We start from the raw sequence: 22,148 nt of genomic DNA, 5'->3' as shown, positions 1-22,148 counted from the left end.
GGCGAAGCGTGGCGCCGGGTCGATATGCTGGAAGGCATGACTTCCGACGCCCTTACCGCCCCCGTCATCCGCGCCGATGGCCGCACCCCCGACCAGCTCCGACCGATCAGCATCACCCGCGGCTGGTCCAAGCAGGCCGAAGGCTCGGCCCTGATCGAGTTCGGCAACACCCGGGTGCTCTGCACGGCCTCGCTCACCGAAGGCGTGCCGCGCTGGCTCAAGGGCGAGGGCCGCGGTTGGGTCACCGCCGAATACGCGATGCTGCCGCGGGCCACCAACACGCGCTCGGCGCGTGAGTCCGTCAAGGGCAAAATCGGCGGCCGCACGCACGAGATTTCCCGGCTGATCGGCCGTTCACTGCGCTCCATCATCGACACCAAGGCCCTGGGCGAAAACACCATCGTGCTGGACTGCGATGTCCTGCAGGCCGACGGCGGCACCCGCACCGCCGCGATCACCGGCGCCTACGTGGCGCTGGCCGAGGCGATCCGCTACGCGCGGGAGAACAAGCTGATTGCCCGCAACGCCCAGCCCTTGGTGGACACCATCGCCGCCGTTTCGGTGGGCATCATCGACGGCGTGCCGATGCTGGACCTGCCGTACGTGGAGGACGTCCGGGCCGAGACTGACATGAACGTCGTGGTGACGGGCTCAGGCAAGTTCGTCGAGGTGCAGGGTACGGCCGAGGGCGCCCCGTTCGACCGCGACGAACTCAACAAGCTGCTGGACCTGGCCCTGCTGGGCACGGAGCAGCTTGCCGCCATCCAGCGCGACACCCTGGCGGAGGCCCCGTGAGCGGCCTTCCCGCCGGCAGCAGGACGGACCGGCCGGTCCTGGTCCTGGCGACGCACAACCAGGGCAAGCTCCGGGAGCTGCGCGAGCTGCTGCGCGGGCAGCTGCCCGGCCTCGACGTCGACACGCAGGTGGTGGACGCCGGCGCCGTCGGCGCGCCCGACGTCGCCGAAACAGGCGTGACCTTTGCCGAGAACTCGCTGCTGAAGGCGCGGGCAGTGGCGGCGGCCACCGGGCTGATCGCTATTGCCGACGACTCCGGCCTGGCCGTGGACGTCCTGGGCGGCGCGCCCGGCATCTTTTCCGCCCGCTGGTCCGGCCGGCACGGCGACGACGCCGCGAACCTGCAGCTGCTGCTGGACCAGCTCTCCGACGTGCCGGACGAATACCGCGGCGCCGCGTTTGTCTGCGCCGCCGCCCTCGCGGTCCCGGCGCCGGCCGGCGGGGAAGCCCGCGAGGTGGTGGAATACGGCCAGCTGGAAGGCACCCTTTTGCGGGAGCCGCGCGGGGCGGGCGGGTTCGGCTATGACCCGGTGCTCCAGCCGAGCGGGCTGGACCGCAGCTGCGCCGAACTCAGCCCGGAGGAAAAGAACGCCATCAGCCACCGCGGGCACGCATTCCGCGCGCTGTTGCCGGCAATCGTGGAGGCCCTGGCCGGGCAGTAGGGCTACGGCGTCTTGCGCTCTTCCTCGGGCTCGTGCTCTTCGATGAACTCCTCGACCAGGCCGGTGCCGTACTTCTCGGCCTGGCGCTTGGCGACGAAGCCGCGGATCACTTCGATGCCGATCGGGATGACCGAGAGGAGCACGATCGCGATGAAGATAATGTCCAGGTTGTCGCGGACCCACGGCACCTTGTCGCCCAGCAGGTAGCCCAGCAAGGTGACGCCGCCGCCCCAGAGCACGGCGCCGATCACGTTGAAAAGGACGAACTTGCGCTTGCTCATCTGGGCCACGCCGACGATCACCGGGACGAAGGTCCGGATGATGGGGACGAAGCGGGCCAGGATCAGCGCCTTGCCGCCGTGCTTTTCGAAGAACGCGTGCGCGCTCTCCACGTTCTCGCGCTTGAACAGCTTGGAGTCGGGCTTGTTGAAGATGGCCGGGCCGGCTTTGGACCCGATCAGGTAGCCGGCCTGGTTGCCGATGATCGCGGCAACGACGATCAGCGCGGCGAACGCCCAGATGTTGAACTTGATCGTGTCCGTCGCCACCAGCAGCCCGGCCGTGAACAGCATCGAATCGCCAGGCAGGAAGAAGCCGATCAGCAGCCCGGTCTCGGCGAAGATGATGCCGCACACCAGCACGACGACCCACGGCGCGAGAGCAGGGTCGGCCAAAAAGACCTGGGGGTTGAGCCAGTCGGGCAGGAACGAGGCCAGGTGCGGCTGGACCGGCCCGGCGCCTCCGAAGGTGGTCACGGCGAAGTCGTGCAGGGTGTAAGGGTTCACCTATCTAGGGTACTTGACGGGGGTGTGCCGGATCCGGCGGTAAAGTTTGGAGCGTGGGTTTGGACTTTACGGCGATCGACTTTGAGACCGCGAACGGCTTCCGCGGCTCGCCGTGCGCCGTCGGCCTGAGCAAGGTGCGCGGCGGCGTCGTCGTCGAGGAGGCCTCCTGGCTGATGCGCCCGCCGGCGAACCACGACGTTTTTGACCACCACAACGTCCGCATCCACGGCATCCGGCCCGAGCAGGTGGCCGGCCTGCCGCGCTTCGGTGACCTGTTTCCCGAGATCGGCGCGTTCATTGGCGGTGACGTGCTGGCCGCCCACAACGCTGCCTTCGACCTCGGCGTCATCCGTTCCGGCCTGGAGGTTTCCGGCCTGCCCGGCCCGGCCTACGACTACGTCTGCACGGTCATGCTGTCCCGGCGTTGCTACTCCCTGGTGTCCAACTCGCTGCCGTACGCCGCCGAGGAGGCCGGCGTCCCGCTGCTCAACCACCACGACGCCGCCGAGGATGCGCGGGCCTGCGCCGGCATCCTGATTGACATCGCCGCCCGCAACGGCGCGGCCAGCATCGCCGAACTCTACCTCTCGCTGGGGCTGGCCGTGTCCCGCCAGCCAGCCTTCGACCCGCGCCGCGATCCGCTCTCCAAGGCCACCCGGTCCGCCCTCGAGGCGCTGGCCAACGGGCAGGGCTCGGCCCCCGCGGCCCGCCCCTTCCGGCCCGGCTGGCCGGAAGAAGGCGCCAATCCAGTGCCCAACGCCGGGGCCGAACCGGACCACCCCCTGTTCGGACAGACCGTGGTGTTCACCGGCGAGCTGGCGATTCCGCGGCCCGAGGCGAAGCTGCGCTCCGCCGAGCTGGGAGCCCGACCTGAGAGCCGCGTTACGGCGCGCACCACGGTCCTGGTGGTAGGCGACGGGTTTGTCGCGGCCGACCTGCGTTCGGGCCGGCTGACCGGCAAGGCGCGCCGGGTCCTGGAACTGCACGAACGCGGCCAGCGGATCGAGGTCCTCTCCGAGGGGGAGTTCCTGCAGATGGTGGGCGGCCACGTTGCCGCCGAGGTGGCCCGGGCCGGCTGACTTGTTAGGGGCAGCCCGTTCCGGCTGCGTCGGGGCGGGCCGGCAGGCGGTCCGCCCGAGGTCATACTGCGCAACAATCATTTCGTCCGGGCTTGGGCCGCTCCTAGCCTTGGACGATGAGCAAACTGATCTCTGCACCCGCCCGCCCGCCGCAGGCACCCGCTGACCCGCGGGGCGGAATCGACTGGGGCAAGGTGTTCGCCTTCCCCAATCCGGTGAACGAGTACTCCGCGCGGATCACCGCCGCGCTGGTGGTCCTGCTCTCGCTCGCGACCGTCCTGACCGGCTTCGGCTGGGGGCTGGCGGTCATCGCCGCCGGCTTCTGGCTGCGGGTGCTGTTCGGGCCGCGGATATCGCCCTTCGGCGTGCTCTCGGTCAAGGTCCTGACGCCGCTGCTGGGGAAGAAGCGGCTGGTTCCCGGGCCGCCGAAGCGCTTTGCGCAGGGCATCGGCGCGGCGCTGTCCACGGCGGCGGCCGTGCTCTTCGCCACGGGCCTGGCGCCCGCCGCCTGGATCCTGCTCGCAATCCTCATCGTTGCCGCCTCGCTGGAGGCTTTCGCCGGCTTTTGCCTCGGCTGCGCGGTCTTTGGGCTGCTGCAGCGCCGCGGCCTCATCCCCGAGGATGTCTGCGAAGCCTGCAACAACATTTCGCTCAGGCGCCCGTAACCTCCGCCAGCCGTTCGGCCATGCCGCGGATCAGCTCCGGGGCCTCAAGCGCCGCCAGCCAGTCCGCCGGCAGGCACTCCTCGCCGTAGTGCGCCCCAAGGATGTTGCCGGCGATCGAGGCGGTGGAGTCACTGTCTCCGCTGTGGTTGACCGCCACCGCGATCGCGGCCCGGAAGTGCTGCGCCGGGCCCCCGGCGCCGGCCGCCGTCGGACCCGGGGCCGTGGCCAGGACGGCGTAGAGCCCGACGGCGAGAGCCTCCTCGGCCACCCAGCCTTCGCCGAGTTCCCGTACCAGTTCCTCGGCGCCGAGCAGGCGTCCGGTGCCTGCGGCCGCGCCCCCGGGACCCGGGACTGCCGCGGCGGCCAGGCGCAGAGCGGCCGTCAAACGGTCCACCAGGGCGGGATCGGGATCCTCACCCTTCGGCAGCCGGCCTTGCTGCAGCTGCGAGAGCGCGACGCCGGTCGCCTCGTGCAGGTCCTTGCCGCTGACCAGTGCATGGATCAGCAGGCTGAACACGCCCGCGCTCTGCCGGGCCGAAGGGTGCCCGTGCGTCAGGGACGCCGCATCCGCACTCATCTTGTACACCGCGTCCGCCGCGACGTACGGGATCAGCCCGAATGGGGCAGACCGCATCACCGTGCCGCAGCCCTTGGACTCCGGGTTGACCGGCCGGTACACGGTTCCCATTTCCCCGGTGGCCAGGCCGCTGAGGCAGGCGTTGCCCGGTGCACGGCGGTGCCGGAGCACATCGTGGCTGTCGATCCAGCGCGGCGGCTGGAAGGGCGCGGAGTCCGGCAGCGTGACGCCCTGGCTGCCGAGCCAGCGCAGGTAGGCAAGCCAGAGGCAGGCATTCGTGTCCGCCGCCACGCCCGAGTTGGCCCACTCGAGCGCCTCGAGCAGGCCGTCCACGGTGTACAGGGTCATTTGGGTGTCGTCGGAGAAGTGGCTGCCGCCGTCGAGTTCGGTGAAGTCCCGCAGGCCGGCGGGTCCGTACGTGGCGCGGATCGCATCGATCTTCGCGAATTCCACGGCGTAACCGAGCGAATCGCCCAGCGCCCCGCCTAACAGGCAGCCGTGGATGCGGGACTTGTGGGACGGCGCAGGGGCTGCCGCCGCGGTGCTGCCGGACTCGGTGCTCATACCGTCAAATTTACCCGGTCCGGGACCCGGCAAGGGACCGGGGGACGGGGCCTGCCCCGTCCCGCCACGGGTGCCCGGCCCCGGATTCGTCACGGGTGCCTGCCGCAGCCCGGTAGGGTGCTGTTGGCACCGTCTTGGTCCCGGCGCCGCGACACCATCACCGGATACCAACAGCGGACACGAGCAGGGAGAGCGATGCGCGAACCAGCGTGGCGGAAGACAGGCAGCACGCCCGACTACAGGTTTACGCTGGCCAATGAGCGGACCTTCCTGGCCTGGGTGAGGACCTCGCTGGCCCTGATCGCGGGTGCCCTGGCCATCGACCAGCTGGCGCCCAACATCGCGCCGGGTCCCGTGCGCATCGCCATCTGCGTCGTGCTGGCGCTCCTTGGCGCCGGACTGGCAGCGCTCGCGTACCATCGCTGGGGCCGGATGGAAGCCGCGATGCGCAACAAGCGGGAACTGCCCTACTCCGGGCTGATGCTGGTCATGACCGTCGGCGTCGCCATCGCCGCGCTCACCATTGCCATCCTGATTTTCATCGCCCGGTGACAGCGCCGACGCGGGACCCCGGGCTGCAGCCGGAGCGCACCACGTTGTCCTGGGGCCGGACCCTGCTGGCCCTCGTCGTCGCCGATCTGTTCATCTGGCGCACCTGGGCACTGTCCGGACCAGGGACCGGCGGCCCGGGCAGCTTTGACTACCTCGGCCTGTGCGCCGCCGCGGCGCTCGGCTCCACCGCGGTCCTGTTCACCTGCGTGCGGCTGCGCTCCCGGCAGCTGCGCACGTCAACCGGCGCTGCGCCGGCGGGGTTGATGTTCAGCGCGACCGCCGCGGTCCTTGCGCTTGCCGCCAGCACGGTGGCTGCGATCGCCCTCGGTCCCTAACGGCCGGCCGGCTGGGGTCCAGCGAACGTCCAGACTCCGCTGGCAGACTCCAAGCAGACCCTGCCCCCAGCCAAAGGATTCCCCCGACCATGACCACGACAGTGCCAGCCTCCGGACCGAGCGGCGCCCGGCCGGCCACCGTACCCGACGACGGGCCGCGCCTGGCTGCGCGGCTCTCCGCCGAAGCCCTCGGCTCCTTGTTCGTGGTGGTCGTGGGCCTGGGTGTGCCGCTCTTCGCCGTTCCGCAGTACAGCCCGATGTCCGCGTCGCTGGCCGCCGGGCTGGCCCTCACCGCGGCCATGCTGGCCTTCGGGTACCTCTCCGGTGGCCACTTCAACCCCGCCGTGACGGTAGGCAGCGCGATCGCCGGCCGGATCAGGCCGCTTGACGCCGTCGCGTACCTTGGCGCGCAACTGGCGGGCGCCCTGCTCGGGGCGCTGGCACTGTTCGGCGTGTTGCGCACCGTTCCCAAGCTCAACGGAATCCGCACGGCGTTCGACACGGTCGCTGCCGGTTTCGACGCGCGCTCAGTCATCCAGGCCCCGATGGCCGGGGTCCTGCTGGTCGAGGCGCTCGGCGCCGCCCTGCTGGTGGCGGTCTACCTCGGCACCGCGGCTGCCCGCAATCCGGCCAGGGCCGCGGCGCCGTTCGCCGTGGGGCTGAGCTGGGCGGCGCTGCTGCAACTGGGCCAGAGCATCGGGAACACCCCGTTCAACCCGGCGCGTGCCACGGCCGCTGCGCTGTTCAGCAGCCCGGCTGCCCTGGGCCAGCTGTGGCTTTTCTGGGTGGCCCCGCTGGTCGGTGCCGCTGTTGCCGGACTGGTGTTCCGTGGCTTTGCCCACACGCCGGGACGGGCGCTGCCGGCATCCGGTCACCCGGAACCGGAAAGCGGATCCGACGACGGTGCCGACCGTGACGCCGACGCCGACCGTGACGCCGACGCCGTCCACGACGCGGACGGCGCGCCGACCGCGCCGGTGGCGCCGGTGGCGCCGGGCGGCTCTGCCGAGCCGGCTGATGAAGCTCGCGACTTCTTCGACAAGCGCACGCCGTAACCCGCGTCACCCCGGCGCGGGGGCCGGTGCGCAAGAGTGTCAGTGGCAGCCGATAGCGTAGTGGCATGCGGTTATTGCACACCTCGGACTGGCATTTGGGCCGGTCGTTCCACGGCGTCGGGATGCTCGACGCCCAGCGGGCCTTCATCGACCAGCTGGTCGGCGTCGTCCGCGAAGAGTCGGTCGACGTCGTCCTCATCGCGGGCGATGTGTACGACCGTGCGCTGCCCGGCGTCGACGTCGTTGGGCTGCTCGACGACGCCCTGGTGCGGCTGAGCGCCGCCGGGGCCAAGGTGGTCCTGACCAGCGGCAACCACGACTCGGCCATCCGGCTCGGCTTTGCCTCCCGGCTGCTGGAACGCGGGGGAGTCCACCTGCGCACCCGGCTCGGAGAGCTGGACACACCGCTGCTGCTGCCGCTCACTGACGACGCCGATTCCAATGACGCCGGCCCCACTGGTCCGGTGCTGGCGATCTACGGCATCCCCTGGCTGGAGCCGCGGCTGGTCGCCGCCCGGCTGGGCGTCGAGACCGCCAGCCACTTTGAGGTGACGCGCGCCGCCACCGCGCTGGTCCGCGCGGACCTTGCCGCCCGGTCCAGGGACCGTACCGTCCATTCGGTGGTGCTGGCCCACACCTTCGCCAGCGGCGGGATCAGCTCGGAGAGCGAACGGGACCTGAGCATCGGCGGGGTGGGCGCCGTGCCGCTGGATCTCTTCGACGGCTTCAGCTACACAGCGCTGGGCCACCTGCACGGACGGCAGTCGCTCTCGCCCGCCGTCCGCTATTCCGGCTCACCGCTGGCCTACTCGTTCTCCGAAGCGAAGCACCAGAAGGGCGGCTGGCTGATCGACGTCGATGCCAGCGGCATCACGGCCGTCACCGAAGTCCAATGGGACGCCCCGCGCCGCCTCGCCGTGTTGCGCGGCAAACTGGAGGACCTGCTCGCCGACGAGGAGCACGCCTGGGCCCAGGGCGCCTACTGCCAGGTCACGCTGACCGACGCGCAACGCCCGAACCAGGCCATGGAACGGCTGCGCGCCCGCTTTCCCGACACCCTGGTCCTGGGTTTCGATCCCGAAGGTGCCGAGGCTTCCGCGAGGACCAGCTACAGCAGCAGGCTGGCCCAGGCCGGTGACGACCTCTCAATTTGCTGCGGGTTCCTCGAGCATGTCCGCGGCCGCCGTGCCGACGAGGCCGAATCCGGCGTCCTGGCCGAAGCCCTCGAAGCCGTCCGACTGGAAGGGGTGTCCCGGTGAGGATCCACCGCCTGGAAATCTCCGCGTTCGGCCCCTTCGCCGGCACCGAAAAGATCGACTTCGACCGGCTCAGCGCGCACGGGCTGTTCCTGCTCAACGGTGCTACCGGCGCCGGTAAGACCAGCGTCCTGGACGCCATCTGCTTCGCCCTCTACGGCTCGGTGCCCGGGGCCCGGCAGGAGGGCAAGCGGCTGCGCAGCGACCATGCCGATCCCGCGGCGGAACCACGGGTCACGTGCGAGTTCTCCGCGCAGGGCCGGCATTTCGAAGTGTCCCGGACACCCGCGTGGAACAAACCCAGCGCCCGGGGCAAAAACGGCTTCACCGAGCAAAAGGCCAACACCCTGCTGCGCGAGCGGGTGGACGGTGCCTGGCTGGAAAAATCCGGCCGCAACGACGAAGCGGGCGCCGAGATCACCGCCCTGCTGGGCATGGACCGGGAGCAGTTCACCCGCGTCGTGATGCTGCCCCAGGGCGACTTCGCGGCTTTCCTGCGCTCAAAGGCCTCCGAGCGGCTGGTGCTGCTCCAAAGCCTCTTCGGCACGCAGCGCTTCGAAGCGGTGGAACAGGAACTGGGACGCCGCGCGTCCGCGGCCCGCAGCGCTGTGGAAAGCCTCAACAACAAACTCGCGCTGCTGCTGGCCCAGTCCGAAGCGGAAATCGCAGGCCTCTGCCTGGACGCTGCTGAGGCGCCGGACCGGGAGGACGCGGAGGCGCTGCTGGCGTGGCTGGAGACCGGTGCGGCGACGGTCGCCGGCGAACGCCAGGCGGCGGCCGCCGAAGCGGACAGCGCCGGCGCCGCGCTGGCCGCCCGGCTGGAGGACATGGCGGCGCGCGCCGCGCGGCAGGCAAAACTCGCGGCAGCCGAAAAGCGCCGGGCAGCGGCCGAGGCAGCCGTCCCGCAGCTGCAGGACAAGGCCGGACGGCTGGAGCAGCACCGGAAAGCCGAGGTGCTCGGCGGCCAGCTGCAGGCGGTTGACAGTGCCCAGGCCGCGGAAGAACGCGCCGCCAGGGCCGCCGGCACCGCAGCCGCGGAATTGCGGACCGCGGCGCGTACCGACCCGGAACTGGCGGTGCTGGCCGCCGCGCTGCCGGATTCCGGCGGACCGGCTGGCGGTCTGCTCCCCGACGGCAGTGTGCTGCGGACCGAGCTCGGCCGGCTGCGCTCCCTCTGGGCGGTCCTGGAAGAGCGGCTGCCGGACGAGGAGCGGCTGGCTGTGCTCGTCGCGCGCAGCGCCGAACTGCAGAACACCCTGGCCGGACTCCGCACCGCACACCGGTCCGGCGCCGCGGTTCTGGACACGCTGCGGGCCGAGTCCGCCGCGCTCCAGGCGGCGCTGGCCCCGCTGGAGGAACTTGCCGCCGAAGTGCAGCTGCGCACCAAGGAGTGCGCCGCCGCGGACGAGCTGGTAGCCATCGTGGGCCGGTACACCTCGGCCGCGGAAAACTGCGCACGGATCACGGAGCGCCACCGTGTGGCCCGCGATACACACCAGGACCGCCGGCAGTACTGGCTGGACCTCCGGGAGGCGCGGCTCGCCAACGCCGCCGCGGAACTGGCAGCCCAGCTGCTCCCGGACGAACCGTGTCCGGTCTGCGGCAGCGCCGAGCATCCCGCGCCGGCGCCGGCCGCGGCCTCCGCGCTGGCCATCGCCGAAGCCGAACAGGCCGCCCAGCAGGCCGCGGAAACGGCCGAAGCCGCGCTATCGGCGCTGGAACGCGAGCTGGGCGAGGCCCGGCAGGACCTGGCCGTGCTGGCCGCGCAGGGCGGGGACACCGCGCCCGACGCTGCCCGCAGCGACGCCGCCCTGGCGAAGGAACGGGTGGACGAGGCCACCCGGGCCGCCGCGGAACTGGCAGCCAACCGGGCCCGGCGGTCCGCGCTGGAGGAGGAAATCTCGGCTGCCGAGCAAGCCCGGACGGAGGCCGCGTCGGGGATCGTGCAGACCGAGTCCACCACCAGCGAGGTCCGCGGACAGGCCGGGGACCTGGAGGCCGCCCTGGCGGGCCTGCGCTCCGGCCACGCAACGCTCGACGTCCGGCTCGCCGCAATCCGCGGAACCACGGCCCTGCTGGAGCGGGCCGACGCGGCCGCGGGCAGCCTCGAACAGGCCCGGGAACGGGCCGCGGAGTCCCGCATCCAGCTGGAGCGGGCCCTGCCGGCAGCCGGCTTCGAGTCGGCCGCCGCGGCCCGCTCGGTGCTGCTCCCGGCCCCGGACGCAGCCGGGCTGGAGGCGGCTGTCCGTGCCGGCCAGGACGAGACCGCACGGCTGGAGGAGCTCTTTGCCGGCGAGGAACTCGCCCAGGCCGCCCGGGAGCTTGCAACAGACGGACCCGTGGACGACGCCGTGCTCGCCCAGCTGCGGGAAGCCACCGAAGCGGCGGAACGGTCGGCCCGGGAAGCAGCCTTGGCCTCCGGACTCGCCGCAAAGTCGGTGCGGACCCTGGCACGGATCACGGCCGAGTATGCGGACCAGGCCGCCGCCGGCCGCGAACCCCGGGAACGGGCGGCGCTGTGGAGCGCCGTGGCCGAGGCGGCGCGGGGCGGCGGAGACAACAACTACCGCATGAGCCTGAACAGCTACGTGCTGGCCGCCCGGCTGGAACAGGTGGCGGCAGCGGCCTCCGAGCGGCTGATCGGCATGAGTGACGGCCGGTATACCCTGCAGCACACCGACGCGCGGGCAGCCCGTGGGCAGAAATCCGGGCTGGGCCTCGAAGTGGTGGACCAGTGGACCGGCCAGCGCCGCGACACCGCCACACTCTCCGGCGGGGAGTCCTTTATGGCGTCGTTGGCCTTGGCGCTGGGCCTCGCGGACGTGGTGCAGATGGAATCCGGCGGGGTGGACATCGAGACCCTCTTCGTGGACGAGGGCTTCGGCAGCCTCGACGAACAATCCCTTGAACAGGTCATGGACGCGCTCGAGGGGCTCCGCGACGGCGGCCGGGTGGTGGGCCTGGTGAGCCATGTGGCGGAAATGAAACAACGGATCACCACGCAGCTGCAGGTGGTCAAGGGCCGCAACGGTTCCAGCCTGCACATCTCCGACGACGCCCAGGCCTGAGGCCCGCCGGCTCGGGTATAATCGCAGGGTTACCGGGTCGCGCGCATCGGGAGGGGGGACGATGCGCACGATCGAACGAACCCGGAAACATGAATCCTTCACCGTCTTCCACGACGTCCCCTTCCGCCGCGGTGTCCGCGGCACCCCGCGGTAGCGGCCGCTTCGCCCGGCTGCCCCTGTTGGCCGGCCGGAGTTTCATCCCGCTGGGGCTTTTCGCCCGTCTCCCGCTGGCCATGCTGACCGTCGGTGCCCTCACCCTCGTCACCGCAGTCACCGACTCCTATGCCGTGGGCGGCGCCGCGGCCGGTGCCGTCGGCATCGGCTCGGCACTCGGGGCCCCGGTGCTGGGCGCCCTCGCCGACCAGCTGGGCCAGCGCCCGGTCCTGCTGTTTTCTGCAGCCTTCAACACGCTGGCTGTGACCGCCCTGGTCCTCACCGCATACCTGGTCCCGGGCGGGCCGGAACTGGCCGCTGCCGTGCCGGTGCTCGCCGCGGCGTTCGTTGCCGGCGGCAGTTGCCCCCAGGTCGGACCGCTGGCACGGGTCCGCTGGATGGCACTGAGCTCCCGCGGTGCCAACGGGCACCCGGAGGACCTGGACACCGCGCTGTCCTATGAGAGCACCGCCGACGAGCTGACCTTCGTGCTGGGCCCGGCGCTGGTGGGGATCCTGGCCAGCCTGGTCAGCCCGTGGCTGCCGCTCGCACTCGCCGCCGCGCTCACCCTCACCCTGGTTCCGGCTTTCGCCGTGCACCCCACGCACCGTGCGGTGCCCCGCACCCCGGCACGGAGCCGGGCGGCCTCGGAGGCCGCCCGCCGGCAACGGAAAGCCCTGACGGCCGGGCAGCGGGCGGCCGGCGTCGCCGCCGTCGGCCTGCCGGTCCTGGCCATGGTCTGCATGGGCACCTTCTTCGGCTCAACCCAGACCTCCCTCAGTTCCTTCTCGGCGAGCTTCGCCACCTCCGAGCTGGCCGGACTGCTCTACGCGGTGATGGGCCTGAGCTCAGCTGCCGCGGCGCTCTCCGTGGCGTACTGGCCGCGGCGTTTCAGCGTCAACGCCCGCTGGCTGGCCTGCGCGGCGCTGATGACCGGGCTCGCGGCCCTGCTGCTGCTGCCCTCGACGGCACTGCCGATGATCCTGGTGCTGCTGGTCCTGGGTCTGCCGGTGGGTCCGCTGATGGTCACCGTATTCGCGATCGGCGGCGTCGTGGCCCCGGAGGGGAAACTTGGCACGGTGATGACGGCGCTGGCCAGCGGCATTGTCGCCGGCACAGCGCTGGGCTCGTCCATCGCCGGCCAGCTGGCACAGAACTCCGGCTATTCGGCCGCGTTCCTGGTTCCGGTCTGCGCCGCGGCGGCGCTGTTCCTCCTCGGCGCGGCAGCCGCCGTCGTCCTCCAGCGCCGCAACCGGGCGGCCGGCTAACCGTAACTGACTCGCAGTCGTTGTCGTCTTGCGGGCTGAAACGACACGACTGCGAGTCAGTTGGTTGATTTAGAGCTGGGAGCCGAGCTTGAAGCCGCGCTCCTCGCCTGGTTCACGGGTGTAGGCGAAACCGTCGGCGCCGACCGTGACGGCCATCTCGCTGCTGTCGGTGCGGATCACGAGCGGCTGCGGCTTGCCGTCGAGGTCCAGGACCAGGGAGGCCTCGGTATACCAGCTCGGGACCACGGGGTTGCCCCACCAGTCGCGGCGCTGGTTGTCGTGCACGTCCCAGGTCACCGTGGGGTTGTCCGGGTCGCCGGTGTAATAGTCCTGGGTGTAGATCTCCACCCGGTGCCCGTCAGGATCCAGGATGTAGAGGTAGAAGGCGTTGGACACGCCGTGCCGGCCGGGACCGCGCTCGATCCGGTCCGAGATCCGCAGGGCGCCCATCTTGTCGCAGATCTGGATGATGTTGTGCTTCTCGTGCGTGGAGAAGGCGATGTGGTGCATCCGCGGGCCGTCGCCGCCGGTGAGGGCGGTGTCGTGGACGGTCTGCTTGCGGTGCATCCAGGCCGCGTAGGTGACGCCGTCGGAGTCCTTGATGTCCTCGGAGACCCGGAAACCCAGGTCCTCGAGGTACTTCCGGCCGCGCGGCACGTCGGGGGTGACCTGGTTGAAGTGGTCCAGCCGGACCAGTTCGCCGGCGCTGTAGAGGTCGTAGCGCTGGGTGAGCCGCTCCACATGCTCCACCTCGTAGAAGAACTCGTAGGGGAAGCCCAGCGGGTCCTCCACCCGGACCGCGTCGCCGATCCCGCGGGCGAAACCGTCCTTGCTGCGCTCCGTGCGGCAGCCCATCTCGGCGTAGTAGGCCTCGGCCTTGTCCACGTCGCCGGGGGTGCGGACGCGGTAGGCGAATGCGGCGGCGGCCGCCACCGGGCCCTTGCGCAGGACCAGGTTGTGGTGGATGAACTCCTCGAAGGAACGCAGGTAGATCGCGTCCTCGTCCTCGTACGTCACGTGCAGGCCCAGCAGGTCCACGTAGAACGCGCGGGATTTTTCCAGGTCGGTGACCACGAGGTCCATGTAAGCGCAGCGGACGATGTCCGGCGCCGGGACGGTGGGGGTGGTGATGTCGTTGGCCATGATGTAACTCCTCTTTGAGCTGGCGGGTGCGGTGGCGGGCGGCGGCGGCGTCAGTGCTGCCTTTATTTTTGGGGGGAGGCGCCGAACTTCGGGGTGTGGACGCTGCCCAGCGTGATGTGGATGGCCTGCTGGTCGGTGTAGAAGTCGATCGAGCGGTAGCCGCCCTCGTGGCCCAGGCCGGAGGCCTTGACCCCGCCGAACGGCGTGCGCAGGTCGCGGACGTTGTGGCTGTTGAGCCAGACCATGCCTGCCTCGAGGTTCTGCGAGAAGTTGTGCGCCCGGGTCAGGTTGTTGGTCCAGACGTAGCCGGCCAGGCCGTACCGGGTGTTGTTCGCCAGGGCCAGCGCCTCGGCGTCGTCCTCAAACGGCGTGATCGCCACCACCGGCCCGAAGATCTCCTCCTGGAAGATCCGGGCGTCCGGGGCAACGTCGGCGAAGACCGTCGGGGCGATGTAGTTGCCGGTGGGCAGCCCCTCGGGCCGTCCGCCGCCGGCCAGCAGCCGGCCCTCGGACTTGCCGATCTCGACGTAGCTGGCGACCTTCTCGTAGTGCTCCGGGTGCACCAGCGCGCCGACCTCGGTCTTCGGGTCGTGCGGGTCACCGACCACGATGTTCTTCGCCCGGGCAGCGTACTTCTCGCAAAACTCCTCGTAGATGCCGCGCTGGACCAGGATCCGGGAGCCGGCCGTGCAGCGCTCGCCGTTGAGCGAGAAGACGCCGAAGAGGGTCGAGTCGATCGCGGCGTCGAGGTCGGCGTCGTCGAAGATGATGGCCGGGCTCTTGCCGCCCAGTTCCATCGAGAGGCCCTTGAGGTTCTCCGCGGCGTTGCGGAAGATCGTCTTGCCTGTGGTGGTTTCACCAGTGAAGGAGATCAGGGGCACGTCCGGGTGCTTGACCAGGGCGTCGCCGGCTTCCTCGCCGAGGCCGTTGACCAGGTTGAACACGCCGTCGGGCAGGCCGGCGTCCTTGAAGATCTTGGCCCAGAGCGAGGCGGACAGGGGCGTGAACTCGGCCGGCTTGAGCACCACGCAGTTGCCGGTGGCCAGCGCCGGGGCGAGCTTCCAGGACTCCAGCATGAACGGCGTGTTCCACGGCGTGATGAGGCCGGCGACGCCGATGGGCTTGCGGTTCACGTAGTTGATCTGCGCGCCGGGGACCTTCATGGCGTCGTCGAACTGCGCCACGATCAGGTCGGCGAAGAAGCGGAAGTTCTCCGCAGCCCGCAGCGCCTGGCCCTTGGCCTGGGTGATCGGCAGGCCGGTGTCGAATGTTTCCAGCTGCGCCAGCCGGGTCTCCTGGGCCTCGACAGCGTCGGCGATCCGGTTCAGGACCCGGGCGCGTTCACGCGGTTTCATCTTGGGCCACGGGCCCTCGGTGAAGGCGCGGCGGGCGGCGGCGACGGCGAGGTCGATGTCTTCCTGCTGTCCGGCCGCGGCGGTGGCGTACGTTTCGTTGGAGACGGGGTCCAGAACGTCGAAGGTCTTGCCGCTGACGGAGTCGACGAACTGGCCGTCGATGTAGTGCTGGATGCGGGTGGGCAAATCGTCCGGGATGTAGTGCTCAGCCATGGGTCAATCCTTTGCTTCGGCGGTGAAGTGGTGGGGTGCTAGTTGGCGATCCGGAAGCCGTCCACCGGGGTGAGGTACTCCCGGCCGGCCTCCATCAGCTCGGTGATTTTCTTCAGCCCGGCGTCGGTGGGCGTGATGAGCGGCGGGCGGACGTAGTCGGAGGAGATCAGCCCTGCCTCGGCCATCAGCCATTTGCTCGGCGCCGGGTTGGTCTCGACGAACAACAGGTCCACCAGGGGGTGGACGCCGTAGTGGATCTTCCGGGCGGTCTCGAAGTCGCCCTCGACCCAGGCCTTGTACATGTCCGCAGAGGCCTTCGGGGCGATGTTTGCCAGCGCCGAGATGAAGCCGACGCCGCCGATCGCCATCAGCGGCAGGCAGAGCAGTTCGATGCCGGACCAGACCAGCAGGTCCTTGCCGGCCAGGTGCATCACACGGGAGAAGTGCTCGAAGTCCTTGGTGGTCTCCTTAATCCCGACGATGTTGTCGAAATCGCGGAACAGCCGCGCCACGGTTTCCGGTGCCATGTCCACCGCGGTGCGGGACGGCACGTTATAGATCACGAACGGCATCTGCGGGAACTCGGTGGCGATGGTGGCGTACCAGCGGTACAGCGCCTCCTGCGTGGGCCGCGAGTAGTACGGCGTGATGATCATCGCAGCGTCCGCGCCGGCGTCGACGGCGGCCTGGGTCAGTTCCAGCGTCTCCGGCAGTTTCGCCGTGCCGGTACCGGCCATAAAGGGCACGCGGTCCCCGATGGCCTCCGCGGTGGCACGGATCGCGGCGGCGCGTTCCTCGACGGACTGGGCGCTGGGCTCGCCGGTGGACCCGCCGATCGTGATGCCGGAGGACCCGCTGGCGATCTGCCACTGGACCATATTCCGCAGGCTGTCGTGGTCCACCTCGCCGGAGGCGGTGAAGGGGGTGAACATCGCGGCGAGGGAGCCTTTGAGGTGCTGCTGGGGATCGGAACGGAACTTCATTGTTTTTCCTTATCGTTCGGGGGAGAGCCTGCCCGCGGCCGGCCTGCCGGGGTCAGGGGGTTGGAGCCCGGTGGGCGAGGTAGGCCTCCAGGGTGGCGGTGCGGTGCGCCCGGGCGGCGCGTTCGACGTCGTCCGCCGGGGCGGCCGCTTCCAGCAGCCCCAGCAGTGCCTCGTGTTCCTCGACCGACTGCCGTGCCCGGCCGGGCACGTAGCTGAAGGTGGAGGAGCGCAGGGCCTGCAGCCGGTTCCAGCCGCGGTGGACGAGGTCGAGGATGTGCGGATTCGGGCAGTGCTCGAACAGGACGCTGTGGAACTCCCGGTTCAGCGTGGTGAAACGGACCGGGTCGAAGTTCTCCAGGCTTTCGCGCATCAGTTCGTTCACGGCACGGGCGCGCGCGATGTCCGCGGCGGAGATCAGCGGTGCGGACAATGCCGTCGCGGCGCCTTCGACGATCCCCAGGGTCTGCATCGTGTAAAGGTATTCGGTGGGGTCGATGCCGGCCACGGTGGCGCCGACGTTGCGCTCGAACACGACGAAGTTCTCCGCTTCGAGCCGGCGGATGGCTTCGCGGACCGGGACGACGCTGAAGCCGAGGTCGTCGGCGATTTTGGCCAGCACCAGCCGGTAGCCGGGGGAGAAGTCGCCGCTCAGGATGCTGGCCTTGATCGCTGCGTAGGCCTGCTCCGACTTGCTGGCGGTGCCGGGTGCGGCGCCGGCCATGGCACCGGGTGCAGCGCCGGTCATGGCCGTGAGCCGGCTCGGTCCGCGGCCCAGGACCGGTACTTTTCCTGCCATTGCGCGTTCATCGGGTATAGGCCGTCCACGCTGTGCCCGGCGGCGACCATCTCGGCGATGAACGTTTCCTCGGCCTCCTGGACCAGGGCGTCGTCGGCGACTTCCTCGGCAACGGCCGGCGGGATCACCAGGATCCCGTCCGCGTCGCCCACGATGATGTCCCCGGGCTGCACCGTGGCGCCGCCGCAGGAGATGGTGAGGTCCACGTCCCACGGGATGTGGCGCCGGCCCAGGACCGCGGGGTGCGCGTTGGCGAAGAACGTGGGCATGTCCAGGGCGCCGACGGCGGTGACGTCACGGACGCCGCCGTCGGTGATGACGGCCACGGCACCGTTCACCTGGGCGCGCAGGGCCAGGATGTCCCCGACCGTTCCGGTGCCCTTTTCACCGCGGGCCTCCATGACGAGGATCTCGCCTTCCCGGAGCGAGTCGATGGCGCGTTTCTGGGCGTTGAATCCGCCGCCGTGGCTCTTGAACAGATCCTCGCGGTTGGGCACATAGCGCAGGGTCCGGGCGACGCCGACGACGGTGCGGTCCGGGCGGGTCGAGTGCAGGCCGTCGATGCTGACGTTGTTCAGGCCGCGCTTGCGCAGCTGGGAGCTCAGCGTGGCGGTGGCGACGGATTCGAGCTTGGCCTTCAGCTCCGGGGTCAGCGCACTCTTCGGTGCTGCCGGTTCGGCGGCTGCCGCCGGCGTGCCGTAGGCCTCGGCGCGCTGGGCGTCGTCGCTGCGCGGCTGTGCACCGTAGGGGGCCAGCGGCACGGTGCCCTGCGCCGCCGTCGTGGTCAACTTGCCGGTGCTGAGCCCGGCGTCCGGGGCGTCCACCTCGACTTCCATCACGTCGCCCGGCTGGGCCACGGAGGCGCCGGCGGGCGTCCCGGTCAGGATGATGTCGCCCGGTTCCAGGGTGATCAGCTGGGAGAGGTCCGCGATGAGCCGGGCGAAGGGGAAGAGCAGGGTGGCGGTGGTGTCCTCCTGGACAAGCTCTCCGTTGAGCCAGGTGCGGAGGCGGAGGGCTGCCGGGTCCACGTCGGCGGCCGGGATGAGGCCCGGCCCCACGGGGGTGAACCCGTCGCCGCCCTTGGAGCGCAGGTTGGAGCCCTTGTCCGCGTAGCGCAGGTCGTAGACGCCGAGGTCATTGGAGGCGGTGACAAAGCGCACGTGGCGCCAGGCCTCCTCGGGGGAGACGCGGCGGGCCCGGCTGCCGACCACCAGCGCCACCTCGCCCTCGAAGGCCAGCAGTTCGCAGCCGGCGGGGCGCTCCACGGTGCCGCCGGATAGGCTCAGGGAGGACGAGGGCTTCAGGAAGTAGGAGGGCTGCTCGGGGGTGCGGCCGCGTTGGGCGGCGCGGCTGGGGTAGTTGATGTGCACCGCGATGACTTTGCCGGCGGCGGCCAGGGCGTCCTGCGAAAGCTGCTCCATCGCATCTCCTCATTGAGTATGAAATCGTATACGATACAAACTTGCCGGAGTCGGGGCGGGTTGTCAAGGGGCAGCCGGCGTCCCGGGCCTTCAGCCCAGCTGCGCCTCGATGCGCGCGGCGCTTGCCGCCAGGGCAGCGGCCACCTCGGCGGGATCCTGCTCGGCGCGGATGTACACCACCGCCAGGGCGGCGGGGCGGCCGCCGGGAACCCGGACCGGCACGGCCAGCGAGGAGACGCCAGGGATGACCTCGTCGTGACTGGCTGCATAGCCGCGCCCGCGTGCCTCGGCGGCTTCGGTCCGGTAGGGGATGCCCGGGGCGAGGCGGTGCCATTCCTGCTCAGAGAGCGCCGACTGGATCGCGATGCCCGGCGCGCCGGCGCTGACCGGGTGCCGCGACCCCGGATGCTGCACCACCGCTGCGCCGGTATGCCGCGGGTCGACGCTTACCAGCGTCACGCAGTCCTCGCGGTCCCAGACGGCCACGAACGCGCTCATGGTCAGGGCGTTGGCCAGCTGGGTGAGCTCCGGGAGGGCGGCAGTCTGCAGGCTGCGGGAAACTCCGCGGGCCAGGACGGCCAAGCCGGGGCCGGGCTGGACGCGTCCGCCGTCGTCCCGCACCAGCAGCGAGTGGTCTTCCAGGGTGCGCAGGATGCGGTAGGCAACTGAGCGGTGGACGCCCATGGCGTCGGCGAGTTCGGCGATGGTCAGCGGCTCCGGTGCGTCGGCGAGGATCTCCAGGGCCCGGATGCCCCGGGACAGCGTCTGGGACGGCGGGGCCTGGGTGCTGCCGGCATTCGGGGTCATGGGATCCATCCTATGGGCGGGCGGCGCCGGGCCGGGGCCGAGCCGGCGCGGGCTGGAGGAATCTTGTGCTCCGGCTCACAGTGCAGTAGCGTTCTGGCACAGCGTTCTATATAAGAACGGTGTGTTCGATTATAGAACTCAATAATAGAGCCAGCAAGGACCCGGCGTTCCCGGGTGTGGGCGACCGCTCCGGACACATCCCTGCAACATCCAGGCGAAGCGTGTGTGCCTTATCACAATTTTCGTAGTAAGATCACAGTTACTAACTGACCGTTCGATCAGTAATTCATGAGGCATTTAGTTATTCACTTCGCACCCACCCGGGCAGTACCTCTGCCCCCAGCAACGGAGTTCCAATGACCGCAACTTCAACCGTCGATTCAGAGACGGGCCCCAGCAGCAAGCATGAGGAACGCAAGGTCCTCGCCGGGACGCTGGTCGGTACCACCATCGAGTGGTACGACTTCTTCATCTTCGCCCAGCTGACAGCAACGCTGCTGTCCCCACTCTTCCTCGCACCCCTGAACGCCTCCAACCCGGGCCTGGCGCAGATTCTGTCCTTCGCCCTGATTGGCATCAGCTTCCTCTTCCGCCCGCTCGGCGCCGTCATCGCCGGCCACCTCGGCGACCGCCTCGGCCGCAAGGCCATGCTGGTCTTCACGCTCGTGATGATGGGTGCGGCGACGGCCCTGATCGGCATGCTTCCGACCTACGCCCAGATCGGCGTGTGGGCCCCGATCCTGCTCATCACGCTGCGCGTGATCCAAGGCTTCTCGGCCGGCGGTGAATGGGGCGGCGCAGCCCTGATGGCCGTGGAGCACGCTCCGATGAGCAAGCGCGGCCTGTTCGGCGCCTACCCGCAGATCGGCGTTCCGGTGGGCATGATCCTCGCCACCGGCCTGCTGTACTTCCTCAACACGTCCATGTCCAAGGACGACTTCGCCGCCTGGGGCTGGCGGGTGCCGTTCCTGCTTTCGATCGTGCTGATCGTGGTCGGGTACCTGATTCGCCGCGCCGTGGCCGAGAGCCCGGTTTTCCAAGAGATGCAGGAGCGCAAGGAAGAAAGCAGGGCGCCCCTGGGCGAGCTGGTCCGCAAGCACAAGAAGGCCGTCCTTTACTCCACGATGATCTTCATCGGCAATAACGCTGCCGGCTACCTGCTGATCGCCTTCTTCATCTCCTACGCCACCAAATCGCTGAAGATGCCCACCCCGCAGATCCTGCTGGCCACCACGCTGGCATCCTTCGGCTGGCTCATCTTCACCCTCGTGGGCGGCTGGCTCTCTGACAAGATCGGCCGGGTCAAGACCTTCCTGATCGGCTACGGGATCGTGTTCGCGTGGATGATCCCGATGTTCGCCCTGATCGACACCAAGAACATCGTGCTCTACGGCGTGGCGCTGTTTGTCCTGACCATCGGCCTGGGCCTGTCCTACGGTCCGATGTCCGCGATGTACGCCGAAATGTTCCCGGCGAACGTCCGCTACTCGGGCATCTCCATCGGCTACGCCTTCGGCGCCATCCTCGGCGGCGCCTTCGCGGCGACCATCGCTGAGGCCCTGCTGCAGAGCACCAAGTGGACCGGTTCCATCGGCATCTACATCATGATCCTCTGTGTAATCTCCGCCGTCGGTGTCATCCTGGCCAAGGAAACCCGCGGCCGCGCGCTGGGCGTCAGCCGCCACCACTAGGCGGCAGGTCCGGTAGGAAAGGCATCACACAAAAGAGGCACGGACCGCGGTCCGTGCCTCTTTTGTGTGGTCCAGTGTTTGCGGCAGCCCCGCCGCTTAGACGCCCAGGAAGCTGATGGCGCCCTGCTTGAAAGCCCGGCTGGTGACGGCATTCGTGTGGTTCCGGGCCGGCAGGATGAGCTGTTCCACCATCGCCCCGGCCTTGGCGCCCAGGGCTGCGAGTTCGGGCATGGAGGCGGCCCGATCGTCCTTTTCCCCGGCAACGAGCAGCACCGGCATCTGCGGGACGGCCTCGGCGGGATCGAACGGCTCGTCCTTGACCGCCTCGATCAGTGACAGCAGGGCGAAGATGTTGTTGCTGGGAAGCAGCTGCGCCATCTTCAGCAGCCCGGCCGTTGAAGCGTCCGCAATGGGCGTGCCGTCGGCCAGGTAGCGCTGCGCGGCGACCAGGTCGAACTCCGCCAGTGGGTCCGCGACGTTGGGTCCGCCCAGGACCAGCCGGTGGACCAGTTCGTGCTGCGTGGCGCCGAATTCCCAGGCCAGCCGGGACCCCAGCGAGTAGCCGATGACGTCCAGGCCGCTGGCCGGGTCACCGTCGCGCAGGGGGCGGGCGCCGGCGTCGAAGGCGATCTGCAGGAGATCCGCCCGGATCCGGCTCGGGGAGTAGGAGTCCCGGTCCTCGGGGGCGCCGCTGCGGCCGTGGCCGGGCAGGTCCACGGTGATGACGCGGCGGCCGGCGTCGGTGAGGGCGGCGATCCAGCCGGTGTCCTCCCAGTTGAGCTTGGAGGAGGAGGAAAAGCCGTGCAGCAGCAGGACCGGACGCAGCCCGGCGTCGTGCTTGGGATCATGCACCCCGACGTAAAGCTGCGGGTCGGTGCCCTCGACCGTGTGGGAATGCTGTTCGCCGGTGTGCCTGCCGCTCATG

The 22,148-nt window shown here is 70.0% G+C and carries 20 protein-coding genes; 11 read left to right on the top strand and 9 right to left on the bottom strand.

The window, feature by feature from the left end; all coding sequences use genetic code 11:
- Positions 1-36 precede the first annotated feature (36 nt).
- Entirely contained in the window at positions 37-795 is a 759-nt protein-coding gene (gene rph, locus ACUYM2_RS11740; RefSeq protein WP_481600215.1) for a ribonuclease PH, read from the top strand.
- Positions 792-1,457 (top strand): RdgB/HAM1 family non-canonical purine NTP pyrophosphatase, encoded by a 666-nt coding sequence (gene rdgB, locus ACUYM2_RS11735; protein WP_481600214.1) that lies wholly within the window; start codon positions 792-794, stop codon positions 1,455-1,457. Before rph ends, rdgB begins: the two co-directional genes overlap by 4 nt.
- A 2-nt stretch (positions 1,458-1,459) precedes the next feature.
- Here the strand turns inward: rdgB and ACUYM2_RS11730 are convergent, their stop codons facing one another.
- On the bottom strand, positions 1,460-2,227 hold the full coding sequence (locus ACUYM2_RS11730; RefSeq protein ID WP_481601480.1) for a VTT domain-containing protein: 768 nt from the start codon (positions 2,225-2,227) through the stop codon (positions 1,460-1,462).
- A gap of 68 nt (positions 2,228-2,295) precedes the next feature.
- Here ACUYM2_RS11730 and ACUYM2_RS11725 point away from each other — a divergent pair, with 68 nt between their 5' ends.
- A complete protein-coding gene (locus ACUYM2_RS11725) occupies positions 2,296-3,321 on the top strand; it encodes a 3'-5' exonuclease (protein WP_481600213.1) in 1,026 nt (341 codons plus the stop codon).
- A gap of 116 nt (positions 3,322-3,437) precedes the next feature.
- Positions 3,438-3,986: a DUF4395 domain-containing protein gene (locus tag ACUYM2_RS11720; RefSeq protein WP_481600212.1), complete on the top strand. Its 549-nt coding sequence runs from the start codon at positions 3,438-3,440 to the stop codon at positions 3,984-3,986.
- Here the strand turns inward: ACUYM2_RS11720 and ACUYM2_RS11715 are convergent.
- The gene (locus ACUYM2_RS11715; protein WP_481600211.1) at positions 3,973-5,127 is read right to left on the bottom strand and encodes an ADP-ribosylglycohydrolase family protein; all 1,155 of its coding nucleotides are present in this window, start codon (positions 5,125-5,127) and stop codon (positions 3,973-3,975) included. The genes ACUYM2_RS11720 and ACUYM2_RS11715 overlap by 14 nt on opposite strands.
- A gap of 195 nt (positions 5,128-5,322) precedes the next feature.
- Between ACUYM2_RS11715 and ACUYM2_RS11710 the strand changes: the two genes are divergently transcribed.
- The 6 genes from ACUYM2_RS11710 to ACUYM2_RS11685 all read left to right on the top strand — a co-directional run bounded on the left by ACUYM2_RS11710 (position 5,323) and on the right by ACUYM2_RS11685 (position 12,814).
- On the top strand, positions 5,323-5,679 hold the full coding sequence (locus ACUYM2_RS11710) for a YidH family protein (RefSeq protein ID WP_481600210.1): 357 nt from the start codon (positions 5,323-5,325) through the stop codon (positions 5,677-5,679).
- On the top strand, positions 5,676-6,014 hold the full coding sequence (locus ACUYM2_RS11705) for a DUF202 domain-containing protein (RefSeq protein ID WP_481600209.1): 339 nt from the start codon (positions 5,676-5,678) through the stop codon (positions 6,012-6,014). The genes ACUYM2_RS11710 and ACUYM2_RS11705 overlap by 4 nt, the downstream gene beginning before the upstream one ends.
- Positions 6,015-6,103: 89 nt before the next feature.
- On the top strand, positions 6,104-7,069 hold the full coding sequence (locus ACUYM2_RS11700; protein WP_481600208.1) for an aquaporin: 966 nt from the start codon (positions 6,104-6,106) through the stop codon (positions 7,067-7,069).
- Positions 7,070-7,134: 65 nt separating this feature from the next.
- A complete protein-coding gene (locus ACUYM2_RS11695) occupies positions 7,135-8,328 on the top strand; it encodes an exonuclease SbcCD subunit D (RefSeq protein ID WP_481600207.1) in 1,194 nt (397 codons plus the stop codon).
- Positions 8,325-11,393 (top strand): AAA family ATPase, encoded by a 3,069-nt coding sequence (locus tag ACUYM2_RS11690; RefSeq protein WP_481600206.1) that lies wholly within the window; start codon positions 8,325-8,327, stop codon positions 11,391-11,393. Before ACUYM2_RS11695 ends, ACUYM2_RS11690 begins: the two co-directional genes overlap by 4 nt.
- Positions 11,394-11,482: 89 nt before the next feature.
- Positions 11,483-12,814: an MFS transporter gene (locus tag ACUYM2_RS11685; RefSeq protein ID WP_481600205.1), complete on the top strand. Its 1,332-nt coding sequence runs from the start codon at positions 11,483-11,485 to the stop codon at positions 12,812-12,814.
- Between the two features lie 69 nt (positions 12,815-12,883).
- Here ACUYM2_RS11685 and hpaD read toward each other — a convergent pair whose 3' ends face one another.
- The 6 genes from hpaD to ACUYM2_RS11655 all read right to left on the bottom strand — a co-directional run bounded on the left by hpaD (position 12,884) and on the right by ACUYM2_RS11655 (position 19,532).
- Positions 12,884-13,957, bottom strand: a complete 1,074-nt coding sequence (hpaD, locus tag ACUYM2_RS11680) for a 3,4-dihydroxyphenylacetate 2,3-dioxygenase (RefSeq protein ID WP_481600204.1) — start codon at positions 13,955-13,957, stop codon at positions 12,884-12,886.
- 62 nt (positions 13,958-14,019) lie between these two features.
- On the bottom strand, positions 14,020-15,525 hold the full coding sequence (gene hpaE, locus ACUYM2_RS11675) for a 5-carboxymethyl-2-hydroxymuconate semialdehyde dehydrogenase (protein WP_481600203.1): 1,506 nt from the start codon (positions 15,523-15,525) through the stop codon (positions 14,020-14,022).
- A gap of 38 nt (positions 15,526-15,563) precedes the next feature.
- A complete protein-coding gene (gene dapA / locus ACUYM2_RS11670; protein WP_481600202.1) occupies positions 15,564-16,508 on the bottom strand; it encodes a 4-hydroxy-tetrahydrodipicolinate synthase in 945 nt (314 codons plus the stop codon).
- A gap of 52 nt (positions 16,509-16,560) precedes the next feature.
- Complete coding sequence (locus ACUYM2_RS11665) at positions 16,561-17,253, bottom strand: GntR family transcriptional regulator (RefSeq protein ID WP_481601479.1); 693 nt, start codon at positions 17,251-17,253, stop codon at positions 16,561-16,563.
- Positions 17,250-18,725, bottom strand: a complete 1,476-nt coding sequence (locus ACUYM2_RS11660; protein ID WP_481600201.1) for a fumarylacetoacetate hydrolase family protein — start codon at positions 18,723-18,725, stop codon at positions 17,250-17,252. Before ACUYM2_RS11660 ends, ACUYM2_RS11665 begins: the two co-directional genes overlap by 4 nt.
- A gap of 90 nt (positions 18,726-18,815) precedes the next feature.
- Entirely contained in the window at positions 18,816-19,532 is a 717-nt protein-coding gene (locus ACUYM2_RS11655; protein WP_481600200.1) for an IclR family transcriptional regulator, read from the bottom strand.
- A 356-nt stretch (positions 19,533-19,888) separates the two neighbouring features.
- On the opposite strand from ACUYM2_RS11655, the gene ACUYM2_RS11650 reads away from it, so the two are divergent.
- On the top strand, positions 19,889-21,223 hold the full coding sequence (locus ACUYM2_RS11650; RefSeq protein WP_481600199.1) for an MFS transporter: 1,335 nt from the start codon (positions 19,889-19,891) through the stop codon (positions 21,221-21,223).
- Positions 21,224-21,319: 96 nt separating this feature from the next.
- Here the strand turns inward: ACUYM2_RS11650 and ACUYM2_RS11645 are convergent, their stop codons facing one another.
- A complete protein-coding gene (locus ACUYM2_RS11645) occupies positions 21,320-22,147 on the bottom strand; it encodes an alpha/beta fold hydrolase (protein WP_481600198.1) in 828 nt (275 codons plus the stop codon).
- Position 22,148 lies beyond the last annotated feature (1 nt).

The sequence above is a fragment of the Arthrobacter sp. SD1074B genome (genome assembly GCF_056780195.1).
Note: the sequence above shows the minus strand (reverse complement) of the source record. Positions and strands in the feature narration are given on the sequence as shown.

Bases quoted from the DNA above. Each gene is read 5' to 3' on its own strand.
- rph (WP_481600215.1), top strand. From the start codon at position 37: ATGACTTCCGACGCCCTTACCGCCCCCGTCATCCGCGCCGATGGCCGC.
- ACUYM2_RS11720 (WP_481600212.1), top strand. From the start codon at position 3,438: ATGAGCAAACTGATCTCTGCACCCGCCCGCCCGCCGCAGGCACCCGCT.
- ACUYM2_RS11715 (WP_481600211.1), bottom strand. From the start codon at position 5,127: ATGAGCACCGAGTCCGGCAGCACCGCGGCGGCAGCCCCTGCGCCGTCC.
- ACUYM2_RS11710 (WP_481600210.1), top strand. From the start codon at position 5,323: ATGCGCGAACCAGCGTGGCGGAAGACAGGCAGCACGCCCGACTACAGG.
- ACUYM2_RS11700 (WP_481600208.1), top strand. From the start codon at position 6,104: ATGACCACGACAGTGCCAGCCTCCGGACCGAGCGGCGCCCGGCCGGCC.
- ACUYM2_RS11695 (WP_481600207.1), top strand. From the start codon at position 7,135: ATGCGGTTATTGCACACCTCGGACTGGCATTTGGGCCGGTCGTTCCAC.
- ACUYM2_RS11685 (WP_481600205.1), top strand. From the start codon at position 11,483: ATGAATCCTTCACCGTCTTCCACGACGTCCCCTTCCGCCGCGGTGTCC.
- hpaD (WP_481600204.1), bottom strand. From the start codon at position 13,957: ATGGCCAACGACATCACCACCCCCACCGTCCCGGCGCCGGACATCGTC.
- hpaE (WP_481600203.1), bottom strand. From the start codon at position 15,525: ATGGCTGAGCACTACATCCCGGACGATTTGCCCACCCGCATCCAGCAC.
- dapA (WP_481600202.1), bottom strand. From the start codon at position 16,508: ATGAAGTTCCGTTCCGATCCCCAGCAGCACCTCAAAGGCTCCCTCGCC.
- ACUYM2_RS11665 (WP_481601479.1), bottom strand. From the start codon at position 17,253: ATGACCGGCGCTGCACCCGGTGCCATGGCCGGCGCCGCACCCGGCACC.
- ACUYM2_RS11660 (WP_481600201.1), bottom strand. From the start codon at position 18,725: ATGGAGCAGCTTTCGCAGGACGCCCTGGCCGCCGCCGGCAAAGTCATC.
- ACUYM2_RS11655 (WP_481600200.1), bottom strand. From the start codon at position 19,532: ATGACCCCGAATGCCGGCAGCACCCAGGCCCCGCCGTCCCAGACGCTG.
- ACUYM2_RS11650 (WP_481600199.1), top strand. From the start codon at position 19,889: ATGACCGCAACTTCAACCGTCGATTCAGAGACGGGCCCCAGCAGCAAG.
- ACUYM2_RS11645 (WP_481600198.1), bottom strand. From the start codon at position 22,147: ATGAGCGGCAGGCACACCGGCGAACAGCATTCCCACACGGTCGAGGGC.